General features: G+C 62.4%; 24 protein-coding genes, 1 pseudogene and 1 riboswitch. Of the genes and pseudogenes, 14 read left to right on the top strand and 11 right to left on the bottom strand.

Annotated elements, in window-relative coordinates:
* Positions 1 to 16 precede the first annotated feature (16 nt).
* The gene (gene fabA / locus ACGYK2_RS15995) at positions 17 to 526 is read right to left on the bottom strand and encodes a bifunctional 3-hydroxydecanoyl-ACP dehydratase/trans-2-decenoyl-ACP isomerase (protein ID WP_067261401.1); all 510 of its coding nucleotides are present in this window, start codon (positions 524 to 526) and stop codon (positions 17 to 19) included.
* Between the two features lie 163 nt (positions 527 to 689).
* On the opposite strand from fabA, the gene irrA reads away from it, so the two are divergent.
* Entirely contained in the window at positions 690 to 1,109 is a 420-nt protein-coding gene (gene irrA, locus ACGYK2_RS15990) for an iron response transcriptional regulator IrrA (protein WP_067261468.1), read from the top strand.
* Between the two features lie 31 nt (positions 1,110 to 1,140).
* On the opposite strand, the gene ACGYK2_RS15985 is transcribed toward irrA, so the two are convergent.
* From ACGYK2_RS15985 to ACGYK2_RS15970, 4 genes are all read right to left on the bottom strand, one after another.
* Positions 1,141 to 1,758: a class I SAM-dependent methyltransferase gene (locus ACGYK2_RS15985; RefSeq protein WP_271689428.1), complete on the bottom strand. Its 618-nt coding sequence runs from the start codon at positions 1,756 to 1,758 to the stop codon at positions 1,141 to 1,143.
* Between the two features lies 1 nt (position 1,759).
* Positions 1,760 to 2,539: a CDP-diacylglycerol--serine O-phosphatidyltransferase gene (gene pssA / locus ACGYK2_RS15980; RefSeq protein ID WP_067261404.1), complete on the bottom strand. Its 780-nt coding sequence runs from the start codon at positions 2,537 to 2,539 to the stop codon at positions 1,760 to 1,762.
* A gap of 10 nt (positions 2,540 to 2,549) precedes the next feature.
* Positions 2,550 to 3,242, bottom strand: a complete 693-nt coding sequence (locus ACGYK2_RS15975; protein ID WP_209217358.1) for a phosphatidylserine decarboxylase — start codon at positions 3,240 to 3,242, stop codon at positions 2,550 to 2,552.
* A gap of 323 nt (positions 3,243 to 3,565) precedes the next feature.
* Positions 3,566 to 4,435 carry a hypothetical protein gene (locus ACGYK2_RS15970; protein ID WP_271689429.1) on the bottom strand — a complete coding sequence of 290 codons (870 nt, stop codon included), beginning with the start codon at positions 4,433 to 4,435 and terminating at the stop codon, positions 3,566 to 3,568.
* A 122-nt stretch (positions 4,436 to 4,557) separates the two neighbouring features.
* On the opposite strand from ACGYK2_RS15970, the gene miaB reads away from it, so the two are divergent.
* Positions 4,558 to 5,862 carry a tRNA (N6-isopentenyl adenosine(37)-C2)-methylthiotransferase MiaB gene (miaB, locus tag ACGYK2_RS15965; RefSeq protein ID WP_271689430.1) on the top strand — a complete coding sequence of 435 codons (1,305 nt, stop codon included), beginning with the start codon at positions 4,558 to 4,560 and terminating at the stop codon, positions 5,860 to 5,862.
* Between the two features lie 55 nt (positions 5,863 to 5,917).
* On the opposite strand, the gene ACGYK2_RS15960 is transcribed toward miaB, so the two are convergent.
* Entirely contained in the window at positions 5,918 to 6,262 is a 345-nt protein-coding gene (locus ACGYK2_RS15960; RefSeq protein ID WP_209217356.1) for a hypothetical protein, read from the bottom strand.
* Between the two features lie 457 nt (positions 6,263 to 6,719).
* Here ACGYK2_RS15960 and ACGYK2_RS15955 point away from each other — a divergent pair, with 457 nt between their 5' ends.
* The 7 genes from ACGYK2_RS15955 (at position 6,720) to metK (ending at position 12,936) form a co-directional block, all read left to right on the top strand.
* Positions 6,720 to 7,262, top strand: a complete 543-nt coding sequence (locus ACGYK2_RS15955; RefSeq protein ID WP_394374346.1) for an OmpA family protein — start codon at positions 6,720 to 6,722, stop codon at positions 7,260 to 7,262.
* Positions 7,263 to 7,275: 13 nt separating this feature from the next.
* A complete protein-coding gene (locus tag ACGYK2_RS15950; protein ID WP_197470808.1) occupies positions 7,276 to 7,599 on the top strand; it encodes a hypothetical protein in 324 nt (107 codons plus the stop codon).
* A gap of 147 nt (positions 7,600 to 7,746) precedes the next feature.
* The gene (locus ACGYK2_RS15945) at positions 7,747 to 8,730 is read left to right on the top strand and encodes a PhoH family protein (protein WP_271689935.1); all 984 of its coding nucleotides are present in this window, start codon (positions 7,747 to 7,749) and stop codon (positions 8,728 to 8,730) included.
* On the top strand, positions 8,705 to 9,250 hold the full coding sequence (ybeY, locus tag ACGYK2_RS15940; RefSeq protein ID WP_271689432.1) for an rRNA maturation RNase YbeY: 546 nt from the start codon (positions 8,705 to 8,707) through the stop codon (positions 9,248 to 9,250). The genes ACGYK2_RS15945 and ybeY overlap by 26 nt, the downstream gene beginning before the upstream one ends.
* A 27-nt stretch (positions 9,251 to 9,277) precedes the next feature.
* Positions 9,278 to 10,180, top strand: a complete 903-nt coding sequence (locus ACGYK2_RS15935) for a hemolysin family protein (protein WP_067261410.1) — start codon at positions 9,278 to 9,280, stop codon at positions 10,178 to 10,180.
* A complete protein-coding gene (gene lnt / locus ACGYK2_RS15930; RefSeq protein WP_271689433.1) occupies positions 10,177 to 11,670 on the top strand; it encodes an apolipoprotein N-acyltransferase in 1,494 nt (497 codons plus the stop codon). Before ACGYK2_RS15935 ends, lnt begins: the two co-directional genes overlap by 4 nt.
* A 31-nt stretch (positions 11,671 to 11,701) precedes the next feature.
* Positions 11,702 to 11,750, top strand: a riboswitch (SAM-SAH riboswitch).
* A 4-nt stretch (positions 11,751 to 11,754) separates the two neighbouring features.
* Positions 11,755 to 12,936 carry a methionine adenosyltransferase gene (gene metK / locus ACGYK2_RS15925; protein ID WP_271691856.1) on the top strand — a complete coding sequence of 394 codons (1,182 nt, stop codon included), beginning with the start codon at positions 11,755 to 11,757 and terminating at the stop codon, positions 12,934 to 12,936.
* 46 nt (positions 12,937 to 12,982) lie between these two features.
* Here metK and ACGYK2_RS15920 read toward each other — a convergent pair whose 3' ends face one another.
* The 4 genes from ACGYK2_RS15920 to ACGYK2_RS15905 form a co-directional block, all read right to left on the bottom strand.
* Positions 12,983 to 13,609, bottom strand: a complete 627-nt coding sequence (locus ACGYK2_RS15920; protein WP_271689435.1) for a d(CMP) kinase — start codon at positions 13,607 to 13,609, stop codon at positions 12,983 to 12,985.
* On the bottom strand, positions 13,606 to 14,109 hold the full coding sequence (locus ACGYK2_RS15915; protein ID WP_271689436.1) for a hypothetical protein: 504 nt from the start codon (positions 14,107 to 14,109) through the stop codon (positions 13,606 to 13,608). The genes ACGYK2_RS15920 and ACGYK2_RS15915 overlap by 4 nt, the downstream gene beginning before the upstream one ends.
* Entirely contained in the window at positions 14,106 to 15,458 is a 1,353-nt protein-coding gene (gene aroA / locus ACGYK2_RS15910; protein WP_394374342.1) for a 3-phosphoshikimate 1-carboxyvinyltransferase, read from the bottom strand. Before aroA ends, ACGYK2_RS15915 begins: the two co-directional genes overlap by 4 nt.
* A 106-nt stretch (positions 15,459 to 15,564) precedes the next feature.
* On the bottom strand, positions 15,565 to 16,266 hold the full coding sequence (locus ACGYK2_RS15905; protein WP_271689438.1) for a tRNA (guanosine(46)-N(7))-methyltransferase TrmB: 702 nt from the start codon (positions 16,264 to 16,266) through the stop codon (positions 15,565 to 15,567).
* A 130-nt stretch (positions 16,267 to 16,396) separates the two neighbouring features.
* On the opposite strand from ACGYK2_RS15905, the gene ACGYK2_RS15900 reads away from it, so the two are divergent.
* The 5 genes and pseudogenes from ACGYK2_RS15900 to ACGYK2_RS15880 all read left to right on the top strand — a co-directional run bounded on the left by ACGYK2_RS15900 (position 16,397) and on the right by ACGYK2_RS15880 (position 20,816).
* Complete coding sequence (locus ACGYK2_RS15900) at positions 16,397 to 17,188, top strand: response regulator (RefSeq protein WP_271689439.1); 792 nt, start codon at positions 16,397 to 16,399, stop codon at positions 17,186 to 17,188.
* Positions 17,189 to 17,545: 357 nt separating this feature from the next.
* Positions 17,546 to 19,240: pseudogene (rpsA, locus tag ACGYK2_RS15895) on the top strand (30S ribosomal protein S1); the annotation flags it as partial.
* A gap of 284 nt (positions 19,241 to 19,524) precedes the next feature.
* The gene (gene ihfB / locus ACGYK2_RS15890; RefSeq protein WP_067261426.1) at positions 19,525 to 19,809 is read left to right on the top strand and encodes an integration host factor subunit beta; all 285 of its coding nucleotides are present in this window, start codon (positions 19,525 to 19,527) and stop codon (positions 19,807 to 19,809) included.
* Complete coding sequence (locus ACGYK2_RS15885) at positions 19,809 to 20,159, top strand: lipopolysaccharide assembly protein LapA domain-containing protein (protein WP_067261428.1); 351 nt, start codon at positions 19,809 to 19,811, stop codon at positions 20,157 to 20,159. The genes ihfB and ACGYK2_RS15885 overlap by 1 nt, the downstream gene beginning before the upstream one ends.
* 9 nt (positions 20,160 to 20,168) lie before the next feature.
* Positions 20,169 to 20,816 (top strand): phosphoribosylanthranilate isomerase, encoded by a 648-nt coding sequence (locus ACGYK2_RS15880; RefSeq protein WP_271689440.1) that lies wholly within the window; start codon positions 20,169 to 20,171, stop codon positions 20,814 to 20,816.
* Positions 20,817 to 20,889: 73 nt separating this feature from the next.
* On the opposite strand, the gene ACGYK2_RS15875 is transcribed toward ACGYK2_RS15880, so the two are convergent.
* Positions 20,890 to 22,386 (bottom strand): phosphomannomutase/phosphoglucomutase, encoded by a 1,497-nt coding sequence (locus ACGYK2_RS15875; RefSeq protein ID WP_271689441.1) that lies wholly within the window; start codon positions 22,384 to 22,386, stop codon positions 20,890 to 20,892.
* Positions 22,387 to 22,408: the final 22 nt, after the last annotated feature.

The following is a 22,408-nucleotide window of genomic DNA, read 5'->3' as shown; positions in this document are numbered from 1 at the left end:
GTAAAGTCGCAGCGCTTCAGCTCTCGCTAAGGGCGACTTTCATGTCTTTCACTTGATAGATCACCTCGCCATCGGCTTCGACGATGCCGTCGGCCACGCCCATGGTCAGGCGGCGGGTTTGGATCGCCTTAGTGAAATCAATCTTATAAGTCAGCATCTTGCGGTCCGGGCGCACCATCCCGGTGAGCTTCACCTCGCCTACCCCAAGCGCATAGCCGCGCCCCTGCCAGCCGCGCCAGCCGAGGTTGAAGCCCGTGAGCTGCCACAGACCGTCAAGGCCAAGGCAGCCGGGCATGATCGGATTGCCGGGGAAGTGGCATTCAAAGAACCACAGGTCCGGGGTGATATCGAACTCGGCGGTGATATGGCCCTTGCCATGGGCGCCGCCATCGGCCGAGACATCGGTGATCCGGTCCATCATGAGCATCGGCGGGGCGGGAAGCTGTGCGTTGCCGGGGCCGAAAAGCTCACCGCGGGCGCATTTCAGCAGATCTTCCTTGTCGAAACTCGTGGGGTAGTCGGCCATCCTGCGGCTCTCCTGCTGCTCTGTTATAACATCCGGCCCCGTTTAGCACCCCGCCGCCGCGTGCCGCAAGGGCGCGGCAGGGACGCTGCGACGATTGGTGCAAGGTTTTCAATTGAAAACCGGGGATTTCCTCCTTTATATGACCCTGAAAGGCAGGGAACTGATGTCCGCAGAGGTACAAGAGGTCGGAACGCGCTGGTTGGCTCAGGCCGGGCTGCGCCCCACGCGCCAACGTGTCACGCTGGCGAGCCTTCTGGTGGGCGATGGGCAAGACCGCCACGTCACCGCCGAAAGCCTGTTTGAGGCTGCGAAGGGGCAGGGCGAGGCTGTTTCGCTGGCCACGGTCTACAACACACTGCGGGCGTTCTGCGATGCCGGGCTGTTGCAGGAGGTGACCGTGGATGGCTCGAAAAGCTATTTCGACACCAACACCCACGATCACCCACATTTCTTTTGGGAAGACGACAGCAAGCTGACCGATGCGCCCTCGGAAGAGTTGGTGATCGCGCAGCTTCCCGATGCCCCCGAGGGGGCCGAGATTGCCTCGGTCGATGTGGTGATCCGGCTGCGCCGGAAGACCTGAACCGGCGGGGCAACCCCCGCCGCCTGCGTGATCAGCCGCGTTTTCGCAGTACCAGAAAGGTCATCATGCCCATGGGCGGCAGCGCGCGTTCGTCTTCGACTTCCAGCGCATCTTGTTGCAACACGGTTTCCATCTCGAAATCCGAATGCCAGCCGAGCGTATTCGCAAAGGGGGCCGAGACTTTTTCCAGGAAGCCCAGCACGCCCGTGGTGCGCATGAAATGGTTGGCGATGACCACCTGACCGCCGGGTTTAAGTACGCGGGCGATTTCCTCCATCACGCGCTCAGGCTCGGGCACCACGGAGAGCACATGCATCGCAGCAATCGTGTCGAAACTGGCATCGGGGAAGTCGAGGTCGCGCGCGTCCATCTGGCGCAGGTCAGCTACATGTTGCAGCCCTTCGCGGGTGACGCGCTGGCGGGCCTTGGCGAGCATCTCGTCGCTGAAATCAATGCCTGTGACGGAGAGGTGTGGCGCGTAGTGGGGCAGGGACAGGCCGGTGCCGACACCCACTTCGAGGACAGAGCCGCTGCCCTTGTTGATATGGGCCACGACATGACGGCGACCGCCACTGGTCAACGCGCCGAAGGTCTTGTCGTAGATCGGTGCCCAACGGGCATAGGATGTCTCGACCGCCTTGATGTCCATTTCAATTCCTTTTGGTTAAACTCGTTTTCCGTGCTCTCAAAAGCCCCCAGATCACCATGCCGATATAGGCCAAGCAGAGCACGACGAGCGTGGTCCAAGCGTAGGTGGCCAAGGCGGCGGCGAAAATTGCCACGCCCACCAGCAGGTATTTCACATGACGTCGGGAGACTTTGGTGGTTTTGAAAGACCATGTGGGGATGCGGCTGATCATCAGAAAACCGATCAGCACCATATGCAGGCAGATCATCCAATCCGGCAGGATCGGCCGGTTGTGAAAGGCAAAGGACAGCGTCATCGGCAAGAGCACCAGCAGCGCGCCCGCGGGCGAGGGGATGCCGGTGAAGAAGGAGCCGGATTCGCCCACCGCATCGCCATTCTTGGCCTTGGCGGCTTCGGCCTTGTCGTTGACGTTGAATCGCGCGAGCCGCACCACGCAGCAGACCGCGTAGACGAGCACGGAAATCCACGCCGCGCTGCGCATGTCTTGCAGCGCCCAGAAATAGAGGATCAGCGGCGGGGCCACGCCGAAGTTCAGGAAATCGGCCAGCGAGTCCAATTCCGCCCCCATCGGGCTGGAAGACCGCAAAAGCCGCGCAAGCCGCCCGTCCAACCCATCCAGCACGCAGGCCAGAAGGATCAGTTGCACCGCCAGCACATAGTTGCCCTGCACCCCAAAGCGGATCGCCGAAAGCCCTGCGCAAATCGCGGTGATCGTCAGCGCATTGGGCAGAAGCTGGATCAGCGCAAGGTCCGCGCCGGTCTTTTCAGAAGGGGGGCGCATGGGGTCTTTCCTAAAGCGGGGCGGTCTCTATGACCGGCTGTTTCAACTCGGCCAGCACGGTTTCCCCGGCGACCATGGTCTGCCCGATGCGCACCATCGGGTCGACGCCTTCGGGCAGGTAAACATCTAGCCGGGAGCCAAAGCGGATCAAGCCGAAGCGTTCGCCGGTCTCAAGCCCGTCGCCGGATTTCACGAAGCAGACGATGCGCCGCGCCACGAGGCCTGCGATCTGCACCACGGCGATGTCGCGCCCGTCGTCCATGCGGATGCACAGGCTGTTGCGCTCATTGTCGGCGCTGGCCTTGTCGAGCGAGGCGTTGAAGAACTTGCCCGGACGGTAGGCCACGGCCTGCACCTTGCCCGCGACGGGGGCGCGGTTGATGTGGCAGTTAAAGACGCTCATGAAGACGCTGACCCGGGTCAGCGGCACATCCGGCATCCCCAGCTCGGCGGGCGGCACCGCAGGCTCGATGAGTGAGACGATGCCGTCGGCGGGGCTGACGATCAGGTCGGGCCGGTCGGGGGTGACACGCTCGGGGTCGCGGAAGAAGTAGTAGCACCAGATCGTCAGGCCCACGCCGATCCAGCCGAGGACTTCTTCGATGGCGAAGAGCACCAGCGTGACAGCGGCGAAGATCGCCACGAATTTGATGCCCTCGCGGTGCATCGGTTTGATGAATGTGTCGAGCAAGTTGACGGCCATCGGACCCTCCCGTTCAGGCTGTCTTCCGTCATAGGTGCATGGCGGGTGAGTGCAAGGAGGTTTTAGGCGGGCGCAGGTTTTGGGCGGTTGCGGGCTGAGTGTAGCGGATACCGGCGGCGTCTTGTCCGGGCATCGAAAAGGTTAGCCGCCATGTGCTGAGGGTGTCGCCCTCCCTGGGGGGGCGATGAGCGGTCGCGTGGTTTGGGACGGTCATTCTGGACCGTGGCTGGCCCGTCTGCCGAAACGTTGCAAGATCGCCCTCCGGGGGGAGGGAGGGCGATGCCCGTGGTTCCCACGGGCGGGACAGTTGAGAGGAGAGCCTGTCAAAACCACTGCCCCGGCTCTATCAAGCCCAGATCCATCAACTGCCGGGAATGCCACTCGAACGGCTCGGAGTTGTGCCACTGGAATGTAGCGATGTCATAGCGGCTGCCGGGATTGCGCTTCAGCGCCTTGGCCGTGCGGAACGAGCAGATCGCCGCCGTGACGTTGTGGTGCCATTCGCAAGCGTAGGTGTTGTATTCCTCGTCGTTGAACCTGTGGTCGCCGCGCAGCTTCAGCCCCGGTTTGGCGCGAAACAGCGGAATACGGTCGATCTTGCGGCTTTGCGGCGGCACATGTTCCTCGAACCGCCAGCGCAGCCCGCCAAAGAAATCAAGCTGCCGTTCCTTGGGATGCCCCTGCCGGGCCGCATCCTTGCGCGCCAGCGCGTAATAGCCCGAGCGGTCCAAATGCGCCTGCTCGAGTGAAACGGCATTGGGGTGTTCCTTGAGGTCCAGCGCATAGAGGTCCACCACATAGGCCAGCATGGAATCGCGCCGCTCTTCGCTGTGAAAGGCCAGCAATTCCTTGACGTTACGTGTCTCGCTGAAGGGGTGGAACAGGTATTCGGCGTTGTAGCAGTAATAAAGCCATTGCCCCGGCACCGCCGCGATCATGCGGTTCACGGCCCGCTCCAGCGCGGCTTCGGCGGTGGTGTCATAATCGACCCGCAGCACGCTTTCCTCTAGGTCGCGGGGCAGGTCGAAACCGGAGGGCATCAGCGCCACGACGCTGTCGAACCCCACCTGCTGGTGGTGGCGCAGGGTGGTGTCGACCTCAATCTCATCCTCGACCAAGATCATGGCGATGGGGCCTGTGTTCAGCGCCGTGCGGGCCTCTTTTATAAGCTGGTCGAGATCGCGATACCGCATAGGCCCCCGCTGGAATTTGCCGCCGGTAAAGTCGGCCAATTCCGGGTGCATTGCAAGACGCGGCCACCGCTGTTAGACGACGCCATCTGCCCGAAATCCGTCAAAACCCTTGGATGCCCGCCATGACCCAACCGAAAAAGCTGTTCATCAAGACCTATGGTTGCCAGATGAACGTCTATGACAGCGAACGCATGGCCGAGAGCCTTGGCGGGCAGGGCTATGTCACCACCGACCGCGCCGATGACGCGGATATGATCCTGCTCAACACCTGCCACATTCGCGAGAAGGCGGCGGAGAAGGTCTATTCCGAACTGGGCCGTCTGAAACCGCTGAAAGACGCGCGGCCCGATCTGAAGATCGGCGTGGCGGGCTGCGTGGCCCAAGCCGAGGGCGAAGAGATCATGCGCCGCCAGCCCGCCGTCGATCTGGTGGTCGGCCCGCAAAGCTACCACCGTCTGCCGGAGATGGAAGCGAAGGTGCAGGGCGGGCAAAGCGCGCTCGACACCGATTTCCCGGCAGAAGACAAATTCGACCACCTCAAGGGCCGCCCCAAGGCGAAACGCGCCCCCGCGGCTTTCCTGACCGTGCAAGAGGGCTGCGACAAGTTCTGCGCCTTCTGCGTGGTGCCCTATACCCGCGGCGCCGAAGTCTCCCGCCCCGCCGAGAAGGTGCTGGACGAGGCCCGCGATCTGGTTGAGCGCGGCGTGCGCGAGGTCACCTTGCTGGGGCAGAACGTCAACGCCTACCACGGCGGCATGACGCTGGCCGGGTTGATCCGCGCACTGGCCGAGATCGACGGGTTGGAGCGTATCCGCTACACCACCAGCCACCCCAACGACATGGGCGACGATCTGATCGCGGCCCATGGCGAGGTGCCCGAACTGATGCCCTATCTGCATCTGCCGGTGCAGTCGGGCAGCGACCATATCCTGAAACGGATGAACCGCAGCCACACCGCCGAAAGCTACCTCAAGCTGCTTGAGCGCATCCGCGAAGCGCGGCCCGACATCGTGCTGTCAGGTGATTTCATCGTCGGCTTCCCGGAAGAAACCGAGGCGGATTTCGAGGCCACGATGGAGCTCGTCCGGCAGGTGCGCTACGGCTATGCCTATTCGTTCAAATACTCCACCCGCCCCGGCACGCCGGCCGCCGAACGCCCGCTGGTCGATCCAGCCATGGCCGACGACCGTTTGCAGCGTCTGCAAGGGCTGATCACCCAGCACCAGCAGGAAATCCAGCAGTCGATGGTGGGGCGCGAAGTCTCGGTTCTGGTTGAGAAGAAGGGCCGTCTACCCGGTCAGATGCTGGGCAAGTCGGAGTATCTGCATGCGGTGCATATCGAAGATAGCACGGCACAGATCGGTGATATCCAGCGCGTGCGGGTGACCGAGGCCAAGACGAACTCTCTGGCCGCCGTTCTGGTCTGATCCGCAGCCCCAAGGGGGCTGCAACGGGTGCGCGTCGCCGCGCACCCTTGGCTTGTCAGTAGTTGTGTTTGCGGTGCGACGCGGCATCCGCAAAGATCCGCTTCATCGTCGCTTTCAGCCCCTCAGGGTTGCCGACGAGTGTGTGATCCCGGCAGACCCGTTCTGCCACGGCATGGGCGGTGGCAAAGTCATAGCCCACGGCCACGAGGCTATCCACGAAGACCGAGTTTGGCCGGTCCCAGATCACGTCGTTCCACGGGCCGCGGTAGCAGCTGACGTGGATCACATTGCCCGTGGGATGGGCCACACCTTGGTTGTGATAGGCGTATTTCACGCCCCCCGCGAAAGCGGGCAGCGCAAGCAGGCCGGTGACGGCGGTGGCGAGTAGCGTTTTCATCATAAGTTGGTCCCCCAGTTTTCATTGCAGCAATCAAGATCGGCAAAGCCGCGCGAAGTCCCACCCTCGCGATCCGATGGAAAGAGGTTTAGGTCTAAAGGTGCGATTTTCAAGAAAATTCAATGGCAGGGGCTGGTGTTTGCGAACAATCCCAAGGGCTTGCGCGGGATTGTCGCCAAGCCGTCGTCAATAGCCTGTTTTCGGCGGATCGGGGCAGGGTGAAATGGCCGCGCTCCGAAGCCGTTTTGCCGCTACCCCGCGGTGGATTCGTTGTAAGCCGCCAAGGTTCGGCCACAAAATGTTGATTTCACAGCTTCACAGCGAGACCGTTTTTACCTAACCTGACCCTATACTCAAAAGGCGCGGGTCCGGGGAGGGGTCGCATTTGCCAAAGATAAGAACCAGAAATTAGAATAGGACAAACGCTGTGGGACCCACTATTTCCAAAGCACTGCGCGCCATGGCCAGCCTGACGATGGCAGCGGCGCTGATCGTGGCCAGCACCTCGGTCGATGCGCAGACACCCTCGCAACAGGGCCGCGACAAGGGCGTTTACACGCCGACCATCTGGGTCGACCCGGATGGCTGTGAGCACTGGGTTATGGATGACGGGGCAGAGGGCTATATGACCCCCCATGTCACCCGGCAGGGCATTCCGGTTTGCCGCCGTGGCGATGTCTGCGGTGTGATGGAGGCGGATCAGTTCTTTGCCACCGACAAATACAGCATCTCGCCGCAAGGCCGGGCGCGGCTGGCGAACTTCTTCCAATCGACTGGGGCGGTATCCTACATCATCACCGGCCATACCGACAGCCGCGCGTCGGACGCCTATAACATGCGCCTGTCCTACAACCGGGCCAATGCCGTGGCGCGCATCGCCAATCAAGTGGGTGCCAAGATCGCCGATGTGCGGGGCTATGGCGAACGGATGCCCGCCGTGCCGAACAATTCCGCTGCGAACATGGCCAAGAACCGCCGTGTCGAAATCATCTGCATTCGCTGAAGGGACCGTAAAAGTGATTAAGACAAAACTTCTCATGGTCACAGCCTGTGCCGTCGGCCTTTCGGCCTGTACCGATTACGAAGGCGGTCTGGGCCGGGGCTACCCTTCGGACAAGACCTTTGACCGGGGCATCGACAAAAAGCACCTGAGCAACCTTCAGGCGGGCATCTGGGTCGATCCGAACGGTTGCGACCACTGGATCATCGACGACGGGGTCGAGGGCTATCTCTCGGCACGGCTCGATAAATTCGGGAAGCCGGTCTGCTCGGGCGTGGCGCCACCGACACATACCGCAGGCCACTTCAAAGGTGGCTCCAACATCAAAGACCCGAATTGACCTTGGCGGGCCATATCACAGACCCCGGGCCGGAGCGCGTTGCGCTTCGGCCCTTTTTGTCGCGACGGGTTGGTAAATCGATCCGGTCTGACTATTTCAACATTTAGTGCTTCACAAAGGATACGCGCATTGCCTTCAACTGATCTGATGACACCGGAAACCGCGGCCGAACGGGTGGTGGAATTTCCCGATAACCGCCTTTTGATCGACCTCTGCGGCGCCTATGACGCGCATCTGGCGGCCATCGAGAAATCGCTTGAGGTGCAGATCATCCGGCGCGGCAATCACCTGCAAATTCTGGGCGAGGCTGTTGAGAAGGCCGAGAGTCTGCTTAACGCGCTCTACGTCCGGCTGGAAAGTGGCCGCGCGGTTGAGCCTGCGGATGTGGACGGTCTGCTGCGCATGGGCAACTCCGGCGCGGGCACCGGCGTGCGTCAGGGTGACCAGCTTGAAATGCCGATCTCGGATGCGATCGAAATCCAGACCCGCAAGAAACGGGTTGAGCCGCGCACCGATGCGCAGAAAGCCTATGTGCAATCGCTCTTCGACAACGAGCTGGCCTTTGGCATCGGCCCTGCGGGCACCGGCAAGACCTATCTGGCTGTCGCCGTGGGCGTGTCGATGTTCATCGGCGGCCATGTGGACCGGATCATCCTCAGCCGCCCCGCGGTCGAGGCGGGCGAGAAGCTGGGCTATCTGCCGGGCGACATGAAGGACAAGGTCGACCCCTATATGCAGCCGCTCTACGACGCGCTGAACGACTTTTTGCCGAGCAAGCAACTGGCCAAACTGCTAGAGGAAAAGCGCATTGAGATCGCGCCGTTGGCCTTCATGCGGGGGCGAACGCTGTCCAACGCTTTCGTGGTGCTGGACGAGGCGCAGAACGCCACTTCGATGCAGATGAAGATGTTCCTGACCCGGCTGGGGCAGAACTCGCGCATGGTGATCACCGGCGACCGCACCCAGATCGACCTGCCGCGCGGGGTGCAGTCGGGGCTTCAGGATGCGGAGCGCTTGCTCAAGCAAATCCCCAGCATCAGCTTCAACTACTTCTCGTCCAAAGACGTGGTGCGCCATCCGCTGGTCGCCGCGATTATCGAAGCATATGAGGCCGATAGCGGTGCCGCTTGACGTTATGCTGGAAGATTTCGACATCGTGATCGAAGACGACCGCTGGGCGGCGGTCGACCTTGAGGCGCGCGCCCATGCCGCGGCGCGGGCTACCTTGGGCCATCTCGGCCTTGATGCCGAAGCCGCTGAGATGACCCTGCTGGCCTGCGACGACAGCCGCATCGCCGCGCTGAACGAAGATTTTCGCGGCAAAGCGCGGGCGACCAATGTGCTAAGCTGGCCTGCCGAGGAACGCGGGGCGGTCACCCCGGGCGGCGATCCGCTGCCTGTCGCCCCCGGCATTGACGGGATGCTCGAACTGGGCGACATCGCCTTGGCTTTCGAGACCTGCGCCGCCGAAGCCGCGGCAGCGGAGAAGCCATTAGATGCCCATGTGACCCATTTAATCGTGCACGGGCTGTTGCATCTTTTGGGCTATGACCATGAAAATGACCCCGACGCGACGTTGATGGAGGGGTTGGAGCGCGAAATACTTGGCAAAATGGGTTATGATGACCCATATAAGGAAAATGGGCCTTGAGGGGCTTTGTAACACAGACGGGACCCAATGGGCGATACAGACGGATCATCTGACGCGGCGCAGAGCGCGCTGACAGATGAAGACAGACATGAGCAGCCGGATGATGGCGCGATGCGCACCGGTAATTTCTTTTCTCGGGTGTTCGAGGCGCTAAGCCCATCGGACAGTGAGGACGACACGCCAGAGACCTCGGCAGAGGCTGAGCGGCCCACGGGCCACGGCATGATGAACCTGCGCCGGATGCGGGTCGATGACGTGGCGATCCCAAAGGCGGATATCACCGCCGTGCCGGTCAGTGCCACGCTGGATGAGCTGGTCTCGGTCTTCAAGGAAAGCGGCATGACCCGCCTGCCGGTCTACGATGGCACGCTCGATACGCCCGTGGGCATGGTCCACCTCAAAGACCTTGCGCTAAACCACGGTTTCAATGGCAAAAACACCAAGTTTGATCTGCGCACCCTGCTGCGGCCCTTGGTCTATGTGCCGCCGTCGATGACCATCGGCGTGCTGCTGACCAAGATGCAGGCCGAGCGGCGGCATATGGCACTGGTGATCGACGAATATGGCGGTGTCGACGGGCTGGTGACCATCGAAGATCTGATCGAACAGGTCATAGGTGAGATCGAAGACGAACATGACGTCGACGAGGGCACCTATTGGACGGTCGAAAAGCCCGGCACTTATCTCGCGCTCGCCAAGACCCCGCTGGGGGATTTTGAGGCTGAGATTGGCCATTCCCTGACCGACCATGAAACCGTCGACGAAGAAGAGATCGACACGCTTGGCGGCTTGGTCTTCATGCTGTCGGGCCGCGTGCCTGCGCGGGGCGAGGTGGTCTTGCACCCCGACGGGCCGGAGTTCGAGGTGATCGACGCCGATCCGCGCCGTATCAAACGGTTGCGGGTCCGCACCCAAGGGGCCGGGGGATGAGGCAACGGCTGGCGATGCGGGGCCGGTTGCTGCTGGCCCCCCTCGCCGGGGCCATCGCAGCCTTCGGGCAAGCGCCTTATGAACTGCCTATTTTGCTCTTTGCCGGGCTGGTAGCCGCGTTCTGGCTGTTTCGCGCGCAGGCGGGCGGGCCGGCGCGGGCGGCGCTTTTGGGCTGGGGCTTTGGCTTCGGCTACTTCCTACATGCGCTGCAGTGGATCGTCTCGCCCTTCATGGTCGATGTGGCGCGGCATGGGTGGATGGCACCTTTCGCGCTGATCCTGCTGGCCGCTGGCATGGCGCTGTTCTGGGGGGTGGCTTTTGGCCTCGCCCGCTGGATCGCGCCGAAGCGTGGGCTGGCGCTGACTTGGGCGGCGGTGGAACTGCTGCGCGCCTATATTTTCACCGGCTTTCCATGGGCCATGCCTGCGCAGGCGCTCGTCGGTGTGATGTCCGGGCAGGGGCTTGCTTGGGTCGGCCCCTATGCGCTGAACCTCTGGCTTTTCGCCATCGCCGCGATCTTGCTGCTGCGCGGCCCTTTGAGCCTGCGGTTGGGGCAGGGGGCGTTGGCCTTGTCGACGGTGCTGCTGTTGCTGCTGCCCCCGCAAGCGCCGCCTGCGGTGCTGACCGAGAACGTGGTCCGTTTGGTGCAGCCCAATGCCGCGCAACGCGATAAGTGGAACCCCGATACCTTTGAATTCTATTTCTCCCGCCAGCTCGACTACACTGCCGCTGCGCCGCAAGACGAAGGCGCCGCCCCCGATCTGGTGATCTGGCCCGAGACCGCGATCCCATGGTCGTTGGACATGGCGGGCAGCGCCTTGGATGAGATCGGCGCAGCCTCGGACGTGCCGGTGGTGCTTGGCGTGCAGCGCCGGTCGAACATGCGCTATTACAACTCGCTTGTTGTGTTGGACGAAGGCGGCGCGGTCGATCAGCTTTATGACAAACATCACCTCGTGCCTTTTGGCGAATACATGCCCTTGGGGGATCTGATGGCGCGTTTCGGGATCCACGGCCTCGCCGCGCAGGAGGGGAACGGCTTTTCCAGCGGGCCGGGGGCGCAGGTTTTGGATCTGGGGCCGCTCGGCGCCGCATTGCCGTTGATTTGCTACGAGGCCGTCTTTGCCCATGATGTGAACGCCGCGCCAGCGCGGCCCGCATTCCTGATGCAGGTCACCAATGACGCATGGTTCGGCAAGGCCGCAGGCCCGCGTCAGCATCTGGTCCAAGCGCGGATGCGCGCGATTGAGCAGGGGCTGCCCATGGCCCGGGCGGCCAATACTGGCATCTCGGCGATGATCGACCCGCAGGGGCGGGTGATCGCTTCGCTGCCGCTCAATTCCGCGGGCTTCATCGACGCGCCGCTGCCTGCGCCATTGGCACCAACGCTCTACAGTCGCAGCGGTGATTTGCCTTTGATCCTGCTTCTGACCCTCTGCCTTGCCGGGCTTGCCGTGGCCCGCCGTCGCAGCCCGGGGAATGCCGATTGACCATCCACCAGCGGTTGTCTAAGCCGTTGGGAGAGCACCACAACGGCTTCCTGACGTGGTGCGTAATTTTTATTGGAGCACTACATGTCCCGTCAGAACTATACTTTCACTTCGGAATCCGTTTCCGAGGGGCACCCGGATAAGGTCTGCGACCGGATTTCCGATGCCATCCTCGACGCTTTCATCAGCGAGGAACCCGAAGCGCGGGTCGCCGCCGAAACCTTTGCCACCACCAACCGCGTCGTGATCGGGGGCGAGGTCGGGTTGGCCAACAAGACCAAACTGGACGAGTACCTAGCGGGTGTCGAGGACATCGCCCGCGCCTGCATCAAGGACATCGGTTACGAGCAGGATGAGTTCCACCACGCGACATGTGAGATCACCAATCTGCTGCACCCGCAGTCGGCGCATATCGCCCAAGGCGTCGATGCCGCCGATGGCAAGGAAGAGGGCGCAGGCGATCAGGGCATCATGTTCGGTTTCGCCACCGATGAGACGCCCGAGTTGATGCCCGCGCCGATCCACTACGCCCATGCGATCCTGCGCCGTCTGGCCGAGGTGCGCAAAGACGGGACCGAGCCGACCCTGCGGCCCGATGCGAAAAGCCAACTCTCGGTGCGTTACGAGAACGGCAAACCGGTGGGCGTAAGCTCCATCGTGCTGTCGACCCAGCATGAGAGCGAAAGCCAGACCAGCGCCGATATCCGCGAAATCGTGGAGCCCTATATCCGCGAGGTGCTGCCCGAGGGGTGGATCGACGCCGACACCGTTTGGCATGTGAACCCCACCGGCGTTTTCGTGATCGGCGGGCCGGATGGCGACGCGGGCCTCACGGGCCGAAAGATCATCGTCGACACCTATGGCGGGGCCGCTCCGCATGGCGGCGGTGCGTTCTCGGGCAAAGACCCGACCAAGGTTGACCGTTCGGCGGCCTATGTGGCACGCTATCTGGCGAAAAACGTCGTGGCGGCAGGGCTGGCGAACAAATGCACCATCCAGCTGAGCTATGCGATTGGCGTGAGCGAGCCGCTGTCGATCTATTGCGACACCCATGGCACCGGTGACGTGCATGACGCCGCGATCGAAAAAGCGATCCGCCAGATCATCGACCTGACCCCGCGCGGCATTCGTGAGCATCTGCAGTTGAACAAGCCGATCTACCAGCGCACGGCGGCCTATGGCCACTTTGGCCGCGCGCCCGACGCGGATGGCGGTTTCAGCTGGGAGCGCCGTGATCTTGTCGATCAGTTGAAAGCGGCTGTGTAAGTATTGAGGGGGTGGGCGACAGCGCCCCCCCTTTTCGCGGCGGGGGTCAGCCCCGTTTCGCCTCGACCAAGGCCACGGCGGCGGCCACCGCATCTTCAATCGCCATTTCCGTCGTGTCGATCTGCTTGGCATCCTCGGCAGGTTTCAGCGGTGCTTGGTCCCGGCTCATGTCGCGCAGGTCGCGCTGGCGCACGTCTTCCAACACATCTTCATAGCTGGTCTCGATCCCTTTGCCCGACAGTTCGGCGAAACGGCGCTGTGCGCGCACTTCGGGGCTGGCGGTGATGAAGAGTTTGACCGGCGCGTCGGGGCAGATCACCGTGCCGATGTCGCGCCCGTCGAGCACCGCGCCGCCCGCGCGGGTGGCAAAGCTGCGCTGGAACCGCACAAGGGCGGCACGCACCGCGGGGATCACCGCCACTTTGCTGGCCTCTTGGGCAACCTCGGGGCTGCGCAGAGTAGGGTCTTCCAGATCGACGGGGGCGAGGGTCTGGGCCGCTTCTTCCGGGTCCATCCCGGTGAGGGTCTTGGCCGCGACCGCGCGGTACAAAAGCCCGGTGTCGAGATGCGCAAAACCAAAATGCGCCGCCACCGCCTTGGCCACGGTGCCTTTGCCCGCCGCGGCGGGGCCGTCGATGGCAACGGTGATGCCGTTGGTTTTGTTATCCGTCATCGCAAATTCCTTTTGTTCCGGGCCCGCAGGCCAAGCAGCAGGGCCGCCGTGAAGCAGCCCGCCAGTATCACCCATTTCGCCTTTGTGAACAGGCTCGCCGTAGCGACGGCCTGCGCGGTGATCCGGTCCGGCCCCAATTCGACCAGCCGCCCGATCAGCATGTTTTCGGTGTAATCCGCCCCCAGATACAGCGCCACGGCCAGCGTCAGCCCCAAGCGCAGCCCGCCCACCGACCAGCGCCGGAACCACAGCAGGAGGGCCAGTGCCAAGAGGGCGGGAAAGGCGGTGTCGGCCAGCCGGAACTGGCCCAGATACAGCGCCGTCTGCTCGGGGCTGAGTGCTGACAGATAGGCGCGCGCCCCGGGCAGATCATAGCCCAGAAGCCGCCCGTCCAAGACGCCGATGCCCGCCGCGCGCAGATGTGTCTCGGCAAAGCCCGCAAGGGCTGCAAAGGCCAGTGCAGCGCAAAGGCTGAGCCAGATCAGCCGGTCGCCTGTCACGCAGGCAACCGTTCGACCTGCGCACCCAAGGAGGCCATCAGCGGCTCGAAGATCGGGAAGGAGGTGGCGATGGGTCCGCCGTCATCCACCTGTACCGGCTGTTGCGCGACCATGCCAAGGATCAGGAACGACATGGCGATACGGTGGTCGAGATGGCTCTGACAGGTTGCACCGCCGGGGATATTGCCGTGGCCCAGACCTTTGACGGTCCACCAATCCGGCCCGTCTTCGACCGCGACCCCATTGGCGCGCAGCCCGCTGGCCATGGCCTCAATCCGGTCGCTTTCCTTGACGCGCAGTTCCTTGACGCCGCGCATCACGGTCTCGCCCGTCGCACAGGCTGCCACGACCGAGACCACTGGGTATTCGTCGATCATGCTCGCCGCGCGTTCGGCGGGGACTTCGATGCCCTTGAGGTTGGGCGAGAATTTCGCGCGTAGATCGGCCACAGGCTCGCCGCCTTCGGTGCGTTCGTTTTCATAGGTCAGGTCCGCGCCCATCTCGCGCAGGGTGGTGAACAGCCCCGCTCGCGTGGGGTTCAACCCGATGCCGGGCACCAGCACGTCCGATCCGGGGACGATCAGCGCCGCGCAGACAGGAAAGGCGGCGGAGGAGGGGTCGCGCGGCACGTCGATATGCTGCGGCTTCAACTCGGGCTGGCCGGTCAGGGTGATGACGCGGCCCTCGTCGGTCTCTTCAACCGTGATCTCGGCGCCAAAGCCCGCCAGCATCCGCTCGGTATGGTCGCGGGTGGCCTCGGCCTCGATCACCACGGTTTTGCCGGGGGCATTCAGCCCGGCCAGCAGCACTGCGGATTTGACCTGCGCCGAAGGCACAGGCACGGTGTAGCGCACTGGCACAGGCTCGGCCGCGCCGACCAGCGTCATCGGCAGGCGGCCCCCGGCGCGGCCCACGGTTTGCGTGCCGAACAGCGCCAGCGGGTCAGTCACCCGCGCCATCGGGCGGCTGTTGAGGCTGGCATCGCCCGTGAAGGTGACCGAGATCGGAGAGGTCGCCATCGCCCCCATCAACAGCCGCACGCCGGTGCCGGAATTGCCGCAGTCGATCACATTGTCCGGCTCGGCAAAGCCGCCGACACCCACCCCGTGCACGGAATAGGAGCCGCCGCCGTGGTCGACGACCTCGGCCCCGAAAGCGCGCATGGCTTTGGCGGTGTCGAGCACGTCTTGCCCCTCCAAAAGCCCGGTGATCGTGGTCTCGCCCACGGCCATGGCGCCAAGGATCAGGCTGCGGTGCGAGATCGACTTGTCGCCGGGCACTTCGGCGGTGCCGCTAAGCGGCCCGCAGGCGCGCGATGACATGGGAATGGGGCTGCCGTGACTGGACATGAGGTACCTCTGATCTGCTCAAGGTTCCTATTATCGCAGGCGGGCGGCAGCGTCCATCGCCACGCGTGCGATGGATTGGAAACGGGGTGGTATCAGGCGCAAATACTTAGCGTTTGCGGAAGGTCAGGTAATGCGGGGTGCGCCCTTCGCGCAGCGCCTTTTGCTCATAGCGGGTCGAAATCCAGTCATCCCAAGGCGCGCGCCAATCGTCAGGCCCTTCGGCCAGCCAATCAAACCCATGCTGCGGCACCTGTTCGAGCGTCTGGCGAACGTAGTCCTCGATATCCGTCGCCACGCGGAAGATCGCGCCGGGTTTCAACACGCGGGCCAGCGGCTCCAGATGCTCGGGCGTGACAAAACGGCGGCGGTGGTGGCGGGTTTTCGGCCAAGGATCGGGATAGAGCAGGAACGCCCGGTCGATGGAGGCTTCGGGCAACACGTCGAACATATCGCGCACGTCACCGGGGTGAATGGCAAGATTGTCCACGCCCGCGCGCCGGATTTTGCCCAGCAACATGGCGACGCCGTTGATGTAAGGCTCGCAGCCGATGATGCCTACATCGGGGTTCTGCCCGGCCTGATACACCAGATGCTCACCGCCGCCAAAGCCGATTTCCAGCCAGACCTTGCGCCCGCCAAACAGCGTATCAAGGTCAAGGGGCCTTCGGTCGGGATTGCTCTCCCAATCGACGGCCCCCGGCGACAATGCGTCGAGGTCTTCGTCGATATAGGTCTTTTGCGACTTCTTCAGCGCTTTGCCTTTGAGGCGGCCATAGAAGTTGCGGCGGGGGCGTGTTGTATCACTCATGGCGGCTCATGTAGCGGCCCCGCCGCGCCACCGCAACATTCCTCTGCAAGGCTGGCGGCGAATAGGGGCGGGTTAACCATTTGTTAGGCTCCGTGGGTCTAAATGCCGAGGCAAAGCAGGGGGACGGCTGATGAGCGTGGCAAGGCGCGGAAGCGGTGCAGGCGATAGGGCGAATGGCGCAGCTGAGCCTTTGGCGGCGGCGCGCATCCTGATCGTAGATGACCAGCGCTTTGACCGGATGCGGATCAAACGGCTCTGCGGCGGGCTGGACTTTCCTGTCTCTTTGACAGAGGCGGAGAGCCTCGCCGCCCTCGGCCAGCAGTTGGATGAGGGGGCGTTTGACCTGATCTTGCTGGACTACAACCTGCCCGACGGGGATGGCCTGCGCGGCTTGCAGATGATCCGCGCCCATCCACACAACGGCGGTGTGGCCACGGTGATGGTCACCGGGACGGAGCAGAGTGACGTCGCGATCGAAGCGCTGCGCGGCGGTTGTAGTGACTATATCGCCAAGGATGAGCTTTCGCAAAGCACACTCAGGCGTTCTGCCTTTCACGCGCTTCACAAGACCGCTCTGCAACTGAGCGTGGCCACGCAGGAGCAAAAACGGACTGAGCTGCAAAGCGTTCTACGGCGGTTCACCGAGGAATGCGCGCAGGATATCAAGCCGATGGTGAATGAAAGCATGCGCGCGCTATGCGCCTTGGACCGGTCGAACCCCGCCGCCGTGGCGGAGGCGTTAGGAAAGGTCGACTACACTTTCTTGCGTCTGTGGGAGTTCGTTGAGGATCTTGCCAGCTATCAGGGCAGTGACCTTGCCGAACGCGATCTTGCCGATCCGCCGAAACCCGCGCCGGGGCTGGGCGCGGGCTGGGGCGGGCGAGCGGCGGCTTACCGCGGCAGGGGCCGTGCAGATCGCTAGGAAAAGGTTGCAGCGCCGCGATGGCTCTGATGCATTGTGGTGCCCTCTATCCCCGGGCGCGCTACGGAACCCTCGCCCGGCAGAACCCCGCATATCCCCCGGCCAGCACGCCATAGCCCTTGCAGGAGCGCCAAAATTCGCCTATACGCGCCTTGTCTAAGGGGCGGTTACAGCTTCGGACGCGATATAGCGGGCAGGGTCGGTACTAACCGGCCCTCTTTTGTTTGCGTTCGGCTGCGGGTCAACCGCTGTGCTTTTATGTCGGAGCTTCTCTGACAAGATCGGCACGGTGCCACCACAACGACCAATTGCAACTCCAGACCGGCGGAGACAACCGCGCGGCCAGAAACATTTGATAAGGATACGAAAAGCTACATGACCAAAGCAATGGACGAATTCGAAGCGCTTCTTAACGAGAGCTTTGAAATGGACACGCCCCAAGAGGGCACAGTCGTCAAAGGCAAGGTGATCGCTGTCGAAGCGGGCCAAGCCATCATCGACGTCGGCTACAAAATGGAAGGCCGCGTTGAGCTGAAAGAATTTGCTGATCCCGGCGAATCCCCCAAAATCGAAGTTGGCGACGAAGTCGAAGTTTTCCTTCGCCAAGTCGAAAACGCGCGTGGCGAAGCCGTCATCAGCCGCGAAATGGCCCGCCGTGAGGAAGCCTGGGATCGTCTGGAAAAAGCCTATGCCGCAGAAGAGCGTGTCGAAGGCGCGATCTTTGGCCGTGTCAAAGGTGGCTTCACCGTCGACCTCGGCGGCGCAGTTGCATTCCTGCCCGGCTCCCAAGTCGACGTGCGCCCCGTACGCGACGCAGGCCCGCTCATGGGTCTCAAGCAGCCGTTCCAAATCCTCAAGATGGACCGCCGTCGTGGCAACATCGTTGTATCGCGCCGTGCGATCCTCGAAGAGTCCCGCGCCGAACAGCGTGCCGAAGTCATTGGCAACCTGACCGAAGGTCAGACCGTCGATGGTGTGGTCAAGAACATCACCGAATACGGTGCGTTTGTTGACCTTGGCGGTGTCGACGGCCTGCTGCACGTCACCGACATGGCATGGCGCCGCGTGAACCACCCGTCCGAAATCCTGTCGATTGGCGAGACCATCAAGGTTCAGGTCATCAAGATCAACAAAGAGACCCACCGCATTAGCCTCGGCATGAAGCAGCTGCAGGAAGATCCATGGGATTTGGTTGGCGCGAAATACCCGCTGGGTTCCGTGCACAGCGGCCGCGTGACCAACATCACCGACTACGGCGCATTTGTTGAGCTGGAGCCCGGCGTCGAAGGTCTGGTCCACGTCTCCGAGATGTCCTGGACCAAGAAGAACGTGCACCCCGGCAAGATCGTGTCCACAAGCCAAGAAGTCGAAGTCATGGTTCTGGAAATCGACAGCGCCAAGCGTCGCGTTTCCCTTGGTCTCAAGCAGACCATGCGCAACCCATGGGAAGTCTTTGCTGAGACCCACCCCGAGGGCACTGAAGTCGAAGGCGAAGTCAAGAACATCACCGAATTCGGTCTGTTCGTTGGCCTGCCCGGCGACATCGACGGCATGGTTCACCTCTCCGACCTCAGCTGGGACCAGCGCGGCGAAGAAGCGATCCAAGACTACCGCAAAGGTGACGTGGTTCAGGCCGTTGTCTCCGAAGTGGACGTTGAGAAAGAGCGCATCTCGCTCTCGATCAAGAACGTCGGCGGTGACAAGTTCGCCGAAGCCGTGGGCGGCGTGAAGCGCGGCTCGATCGTGACCGTGACCGTGACCTCCATCGAAGATGGCGGCATCGAAGTCGAATACGAAGGCATGAAGAGCTTCATCCGTCGTTCCGACCTCAGCCGCGACCGTGCCGAACAGCGCCCCGAGCGTTTCTCGGTCGGTGACAAGGTCGACGTGCGCATCACCAACGTTGATGCGAAAGCACACCGTCTGGGCGTTTCCATCAAGGCACGCGAGATCGCGGAAGAGAAAGAGGCGGTACAGCAGTACGGTTCCTCCGACTCCGGCGCGAGCTTGGGCGACATCCTTGGTGCGGCGCTGAAAGGCGACGACGAGTAAGCATATTCCACGTTGAAGATGTGATCTTAGCGAAGGCCCCGCATGGCCACATGTGGGGCCTTTTGCTGTTCAGGGGGCGGGGTCGAATCGCGAAGCGGGTTTTGACCCTTATGCCCAATCCCTACGCGCCGTGGCCTTCAGCGGCGGCAGGCGGCGGAAAAGGGCCGAAATAACAGAGGTTTCGCTGCGAAAAATCTATCGCGGCGTTGGTGGAACACCTTCCCGTGTGGGGCGTTATTTCCTATAGTCGGATAAGACATCAATAAATTCTCGGGGGACGTGCCATGATCCGGTCGGAACTGATCCAGAAGATCGCTGACGACAATCCGCATCTTTATCAACGTGATGTTGAGCGGATCGTAAACACGGTCTTTGATGAGATCACGGGCGCCATGGCGCGTGGGGACCGGGTTGAATTGCGCGGCTTCGGTGCTTTTTCCGTTAAAAAACGCGATGCCCGTGTGGGGCGCAACCCGCGCACCGGTGAGACGGTGAATGTCGAAGAAAAGCATGTACCCTTCTTCAAGACGGGCAAGCTCTTGCGTGACCGGCTGAACGGGAAAAGCTGATGCGTTACATTCGTTATGCCTGCATCGCGCTTTTCGCGATTGCGCTGGTTTCCGTTGCTCTGGCGAACCGGAATATCGTGACACTTCAAGTGCTTCCGACCGAGATTTCAGGTTGGTTTGCCGTGAACCCCTCTATCGAACTGCCGCTCTTTATCGTGATCCTTGGCGGGATCATCGTAGGGCTTTTGGTGGGCTTCGTTTGGGAATGGATCCGCGAACATGGCCACCGGGCCGAACTGGCGCGGCAGGCGCGTGAGCGTCGTCGGTTGGAGCGTGAGGTGATCCGCCTCAAGGAAGAGAAGCATCAGGGCAAGGATGAGGTGCTGGCGCTGCTCGACGAAGCAGGCTAAACCCCACCCATGCCTGAGAACGTTAACGTAAAAATCTGCGGTTTGACCGACCCTGCCGATGTGCCCGCCGCCCTTTTAGCGGGCGCACGCACCTTGGGGTTTGTCTTTTTCGAAAAATCCCCCCGCCATCTGTCGCTGGAGGCCGCGGCGCATATGACCGAGGCAGTGCCTGACGGCATTTGCAAGGTCGCGCTGACCGTCAATGCCGACGATGCGGCGCTAGATGCGTTGCTGGCTGCGGTGCCCTTTTTGGACATGCTACAACTGCACGGCAGCGAAAGCCCTGCGCGGGTGGCCGAGGTCAAGGCGCGCTATGGGCTGCCGGTGATGAAGGCCGTGGGCGTGGCGGATCGCGATGATTTGGCGCTGCTGAACGACTATGTCACAGTCGCGGATCAGCTTTTGGTTGATGCCAAGCCGCCCAAGGATGCGGTGCTGCCGGGGGGCAACGGTTTAGCCTTTGACTGGCGGCTGATCGCTGGGCGGCGCTGGCCCAAGCCTTGGATGCTCGCCGGGGGGCTGAACGCCGAGAATGTGGGGGAGGCGATTGCCCTCACCGGGGCGCGACAGGTTGATGTCTCTTCGGGGGTCGAGAGCGCGCCGGGGGTGAAGAATGCCGAGCGCATTCGCGCCTTCTGCGAAGCGGCGCTGAAGTAAACTCTTCTAGTTCAAAAAAAAGGCCCGGTGGCGATGCCCCGGGCCTTTGTCGTTCTGGTGCCGTAACTGGCGATCAGATCGATTGATCGTAATCGCCGACGCCCGGCTCGGTGCGGATCACCGCATCGATATCGGCGAAGATCGCGCGCATTTCGGCGTCAGATTCGGGGCTTTCGCAGACCACGACCAGGTTCGGCGTGTTGGAGGAGGCCCGCACGAGGCCCCAGCCGCCGTTGTCGAGCATGACGCGTGCGCCGTTGACGGTAATGACCTCGGCAATCGCGCGGCCGCCGATCTTGTCCCCGGCATCGGCCTTGGCGGTGAGCTTCTCCACGATCCGGTCGAGGATGTCGTATTTCTCGGTGTCCGAGGCATAGGGCGACATGGTGGGCGTCGAATAGGTCTGGGGCAGGGCGCGGCGCAGGTCCGACATGGATTTGTCTGGGTTGCGGTCCATCAGCTTGCAGATTTCCACCGCGACGCGCATGCCGCAGTCATAACCCCGGCCAATCGGCTCGGCCAAGAAATAGTGGCCGGACTTTTCGAACCCCGCCAGCGCGCCCAGTTCTTTGACACGGCGTTTCATGTGGCTGTGGCCGGTTTTCCAATAGTCCGCCTTGGCCCCGTGTTTTTGCAGCTCAGGGTCCGAGGCGAAGAGCCCGGTGGATTTCACATCTGCGACGAAAGTGCTGTTTGGGTGCAGTTTGGCCAGATCGCGGGCCATGATGACGCCCATCTTATCGGCGAAGATTTCTTCGCCCTCGTCATCCACCACGCCGCAGCGGTCCCCGTCACCGTCGAAACCGAGCGCCAGATCAGCGCCGGAGGCGCGGACGCTGTCGGCCATGTCGTGCAGCATCTCCATGGCTTCGGGGTTTGGGTTGTAATGGGGGAAGGTGTAGTCGAGCGTGTTGTGGCTATCGACGACCTCGACCCCCAAGCGGCGGAACAGCTCGGGCGCGAAGGCCGACGCGGTGCCATTGCCGGTGGCGCAAACGACTTTCAGTTTGCGGGTCATTTTGAAGTCACCCACAAGGTCATCCAAATAGGCTTCGCGCACGCCGTCGACGAACTCATAAGCCCCGCCCGGACGCCGTTCACCACGGCCATTCAGGACGATGTCGCGCAGCTCGGCCATCTCGTCCGGGCCGTGGGTAAGGGGGCGCTGAAACCCCATTTTGACGCCGGTCCAGCCGTTCGGGTTGTGGCTCGCCGTGACCATGGCAACGGCAGGGGCATCGAGGTGGAACTGGGCGAAATAGGCCATTGGGGAAAGCGCCGGGCCGATATCCTTGACCGTGATCCCGGCCTGCATCAGCCCCAGCATCAGCGCATTTTTGATCGAGAGCGAATAGTCGCGATAGTCATTGCCCACGGCGATGACAGGCTCGATCCCGCGCGCATGCATCTGTGTGCCAAGGCCGAGGCCGAGGGCGGTGATGCCGGGCAGGTTGATGTCGTCGGGGTATTTCCAACGCGCGTCATATTCGCGAAAGCCCGTCGGGGTGATCATCGCATCGCGCAGAAATTCCCAAGTGTTCGGGGTCACGGTGGAGGCCGGTTTACTCACGTCAAATACTCGCTTTTTAAGA

The organism is Sulfitobacter sp. 1A10359, assembly GCF_043558145.1.
GTDB lineage: Bacteria > Pseudomonadota > Alphaproteobacteria > Rhodobacterales > Rhodobacteraceae > Sulfitobacter > Sulfitobacter faviae.
The sequence above is the reverse complement of the archived record's forward strand: the minus strand, read 5'-3'. Positions and strand labels throughout refer to the sequence as shown.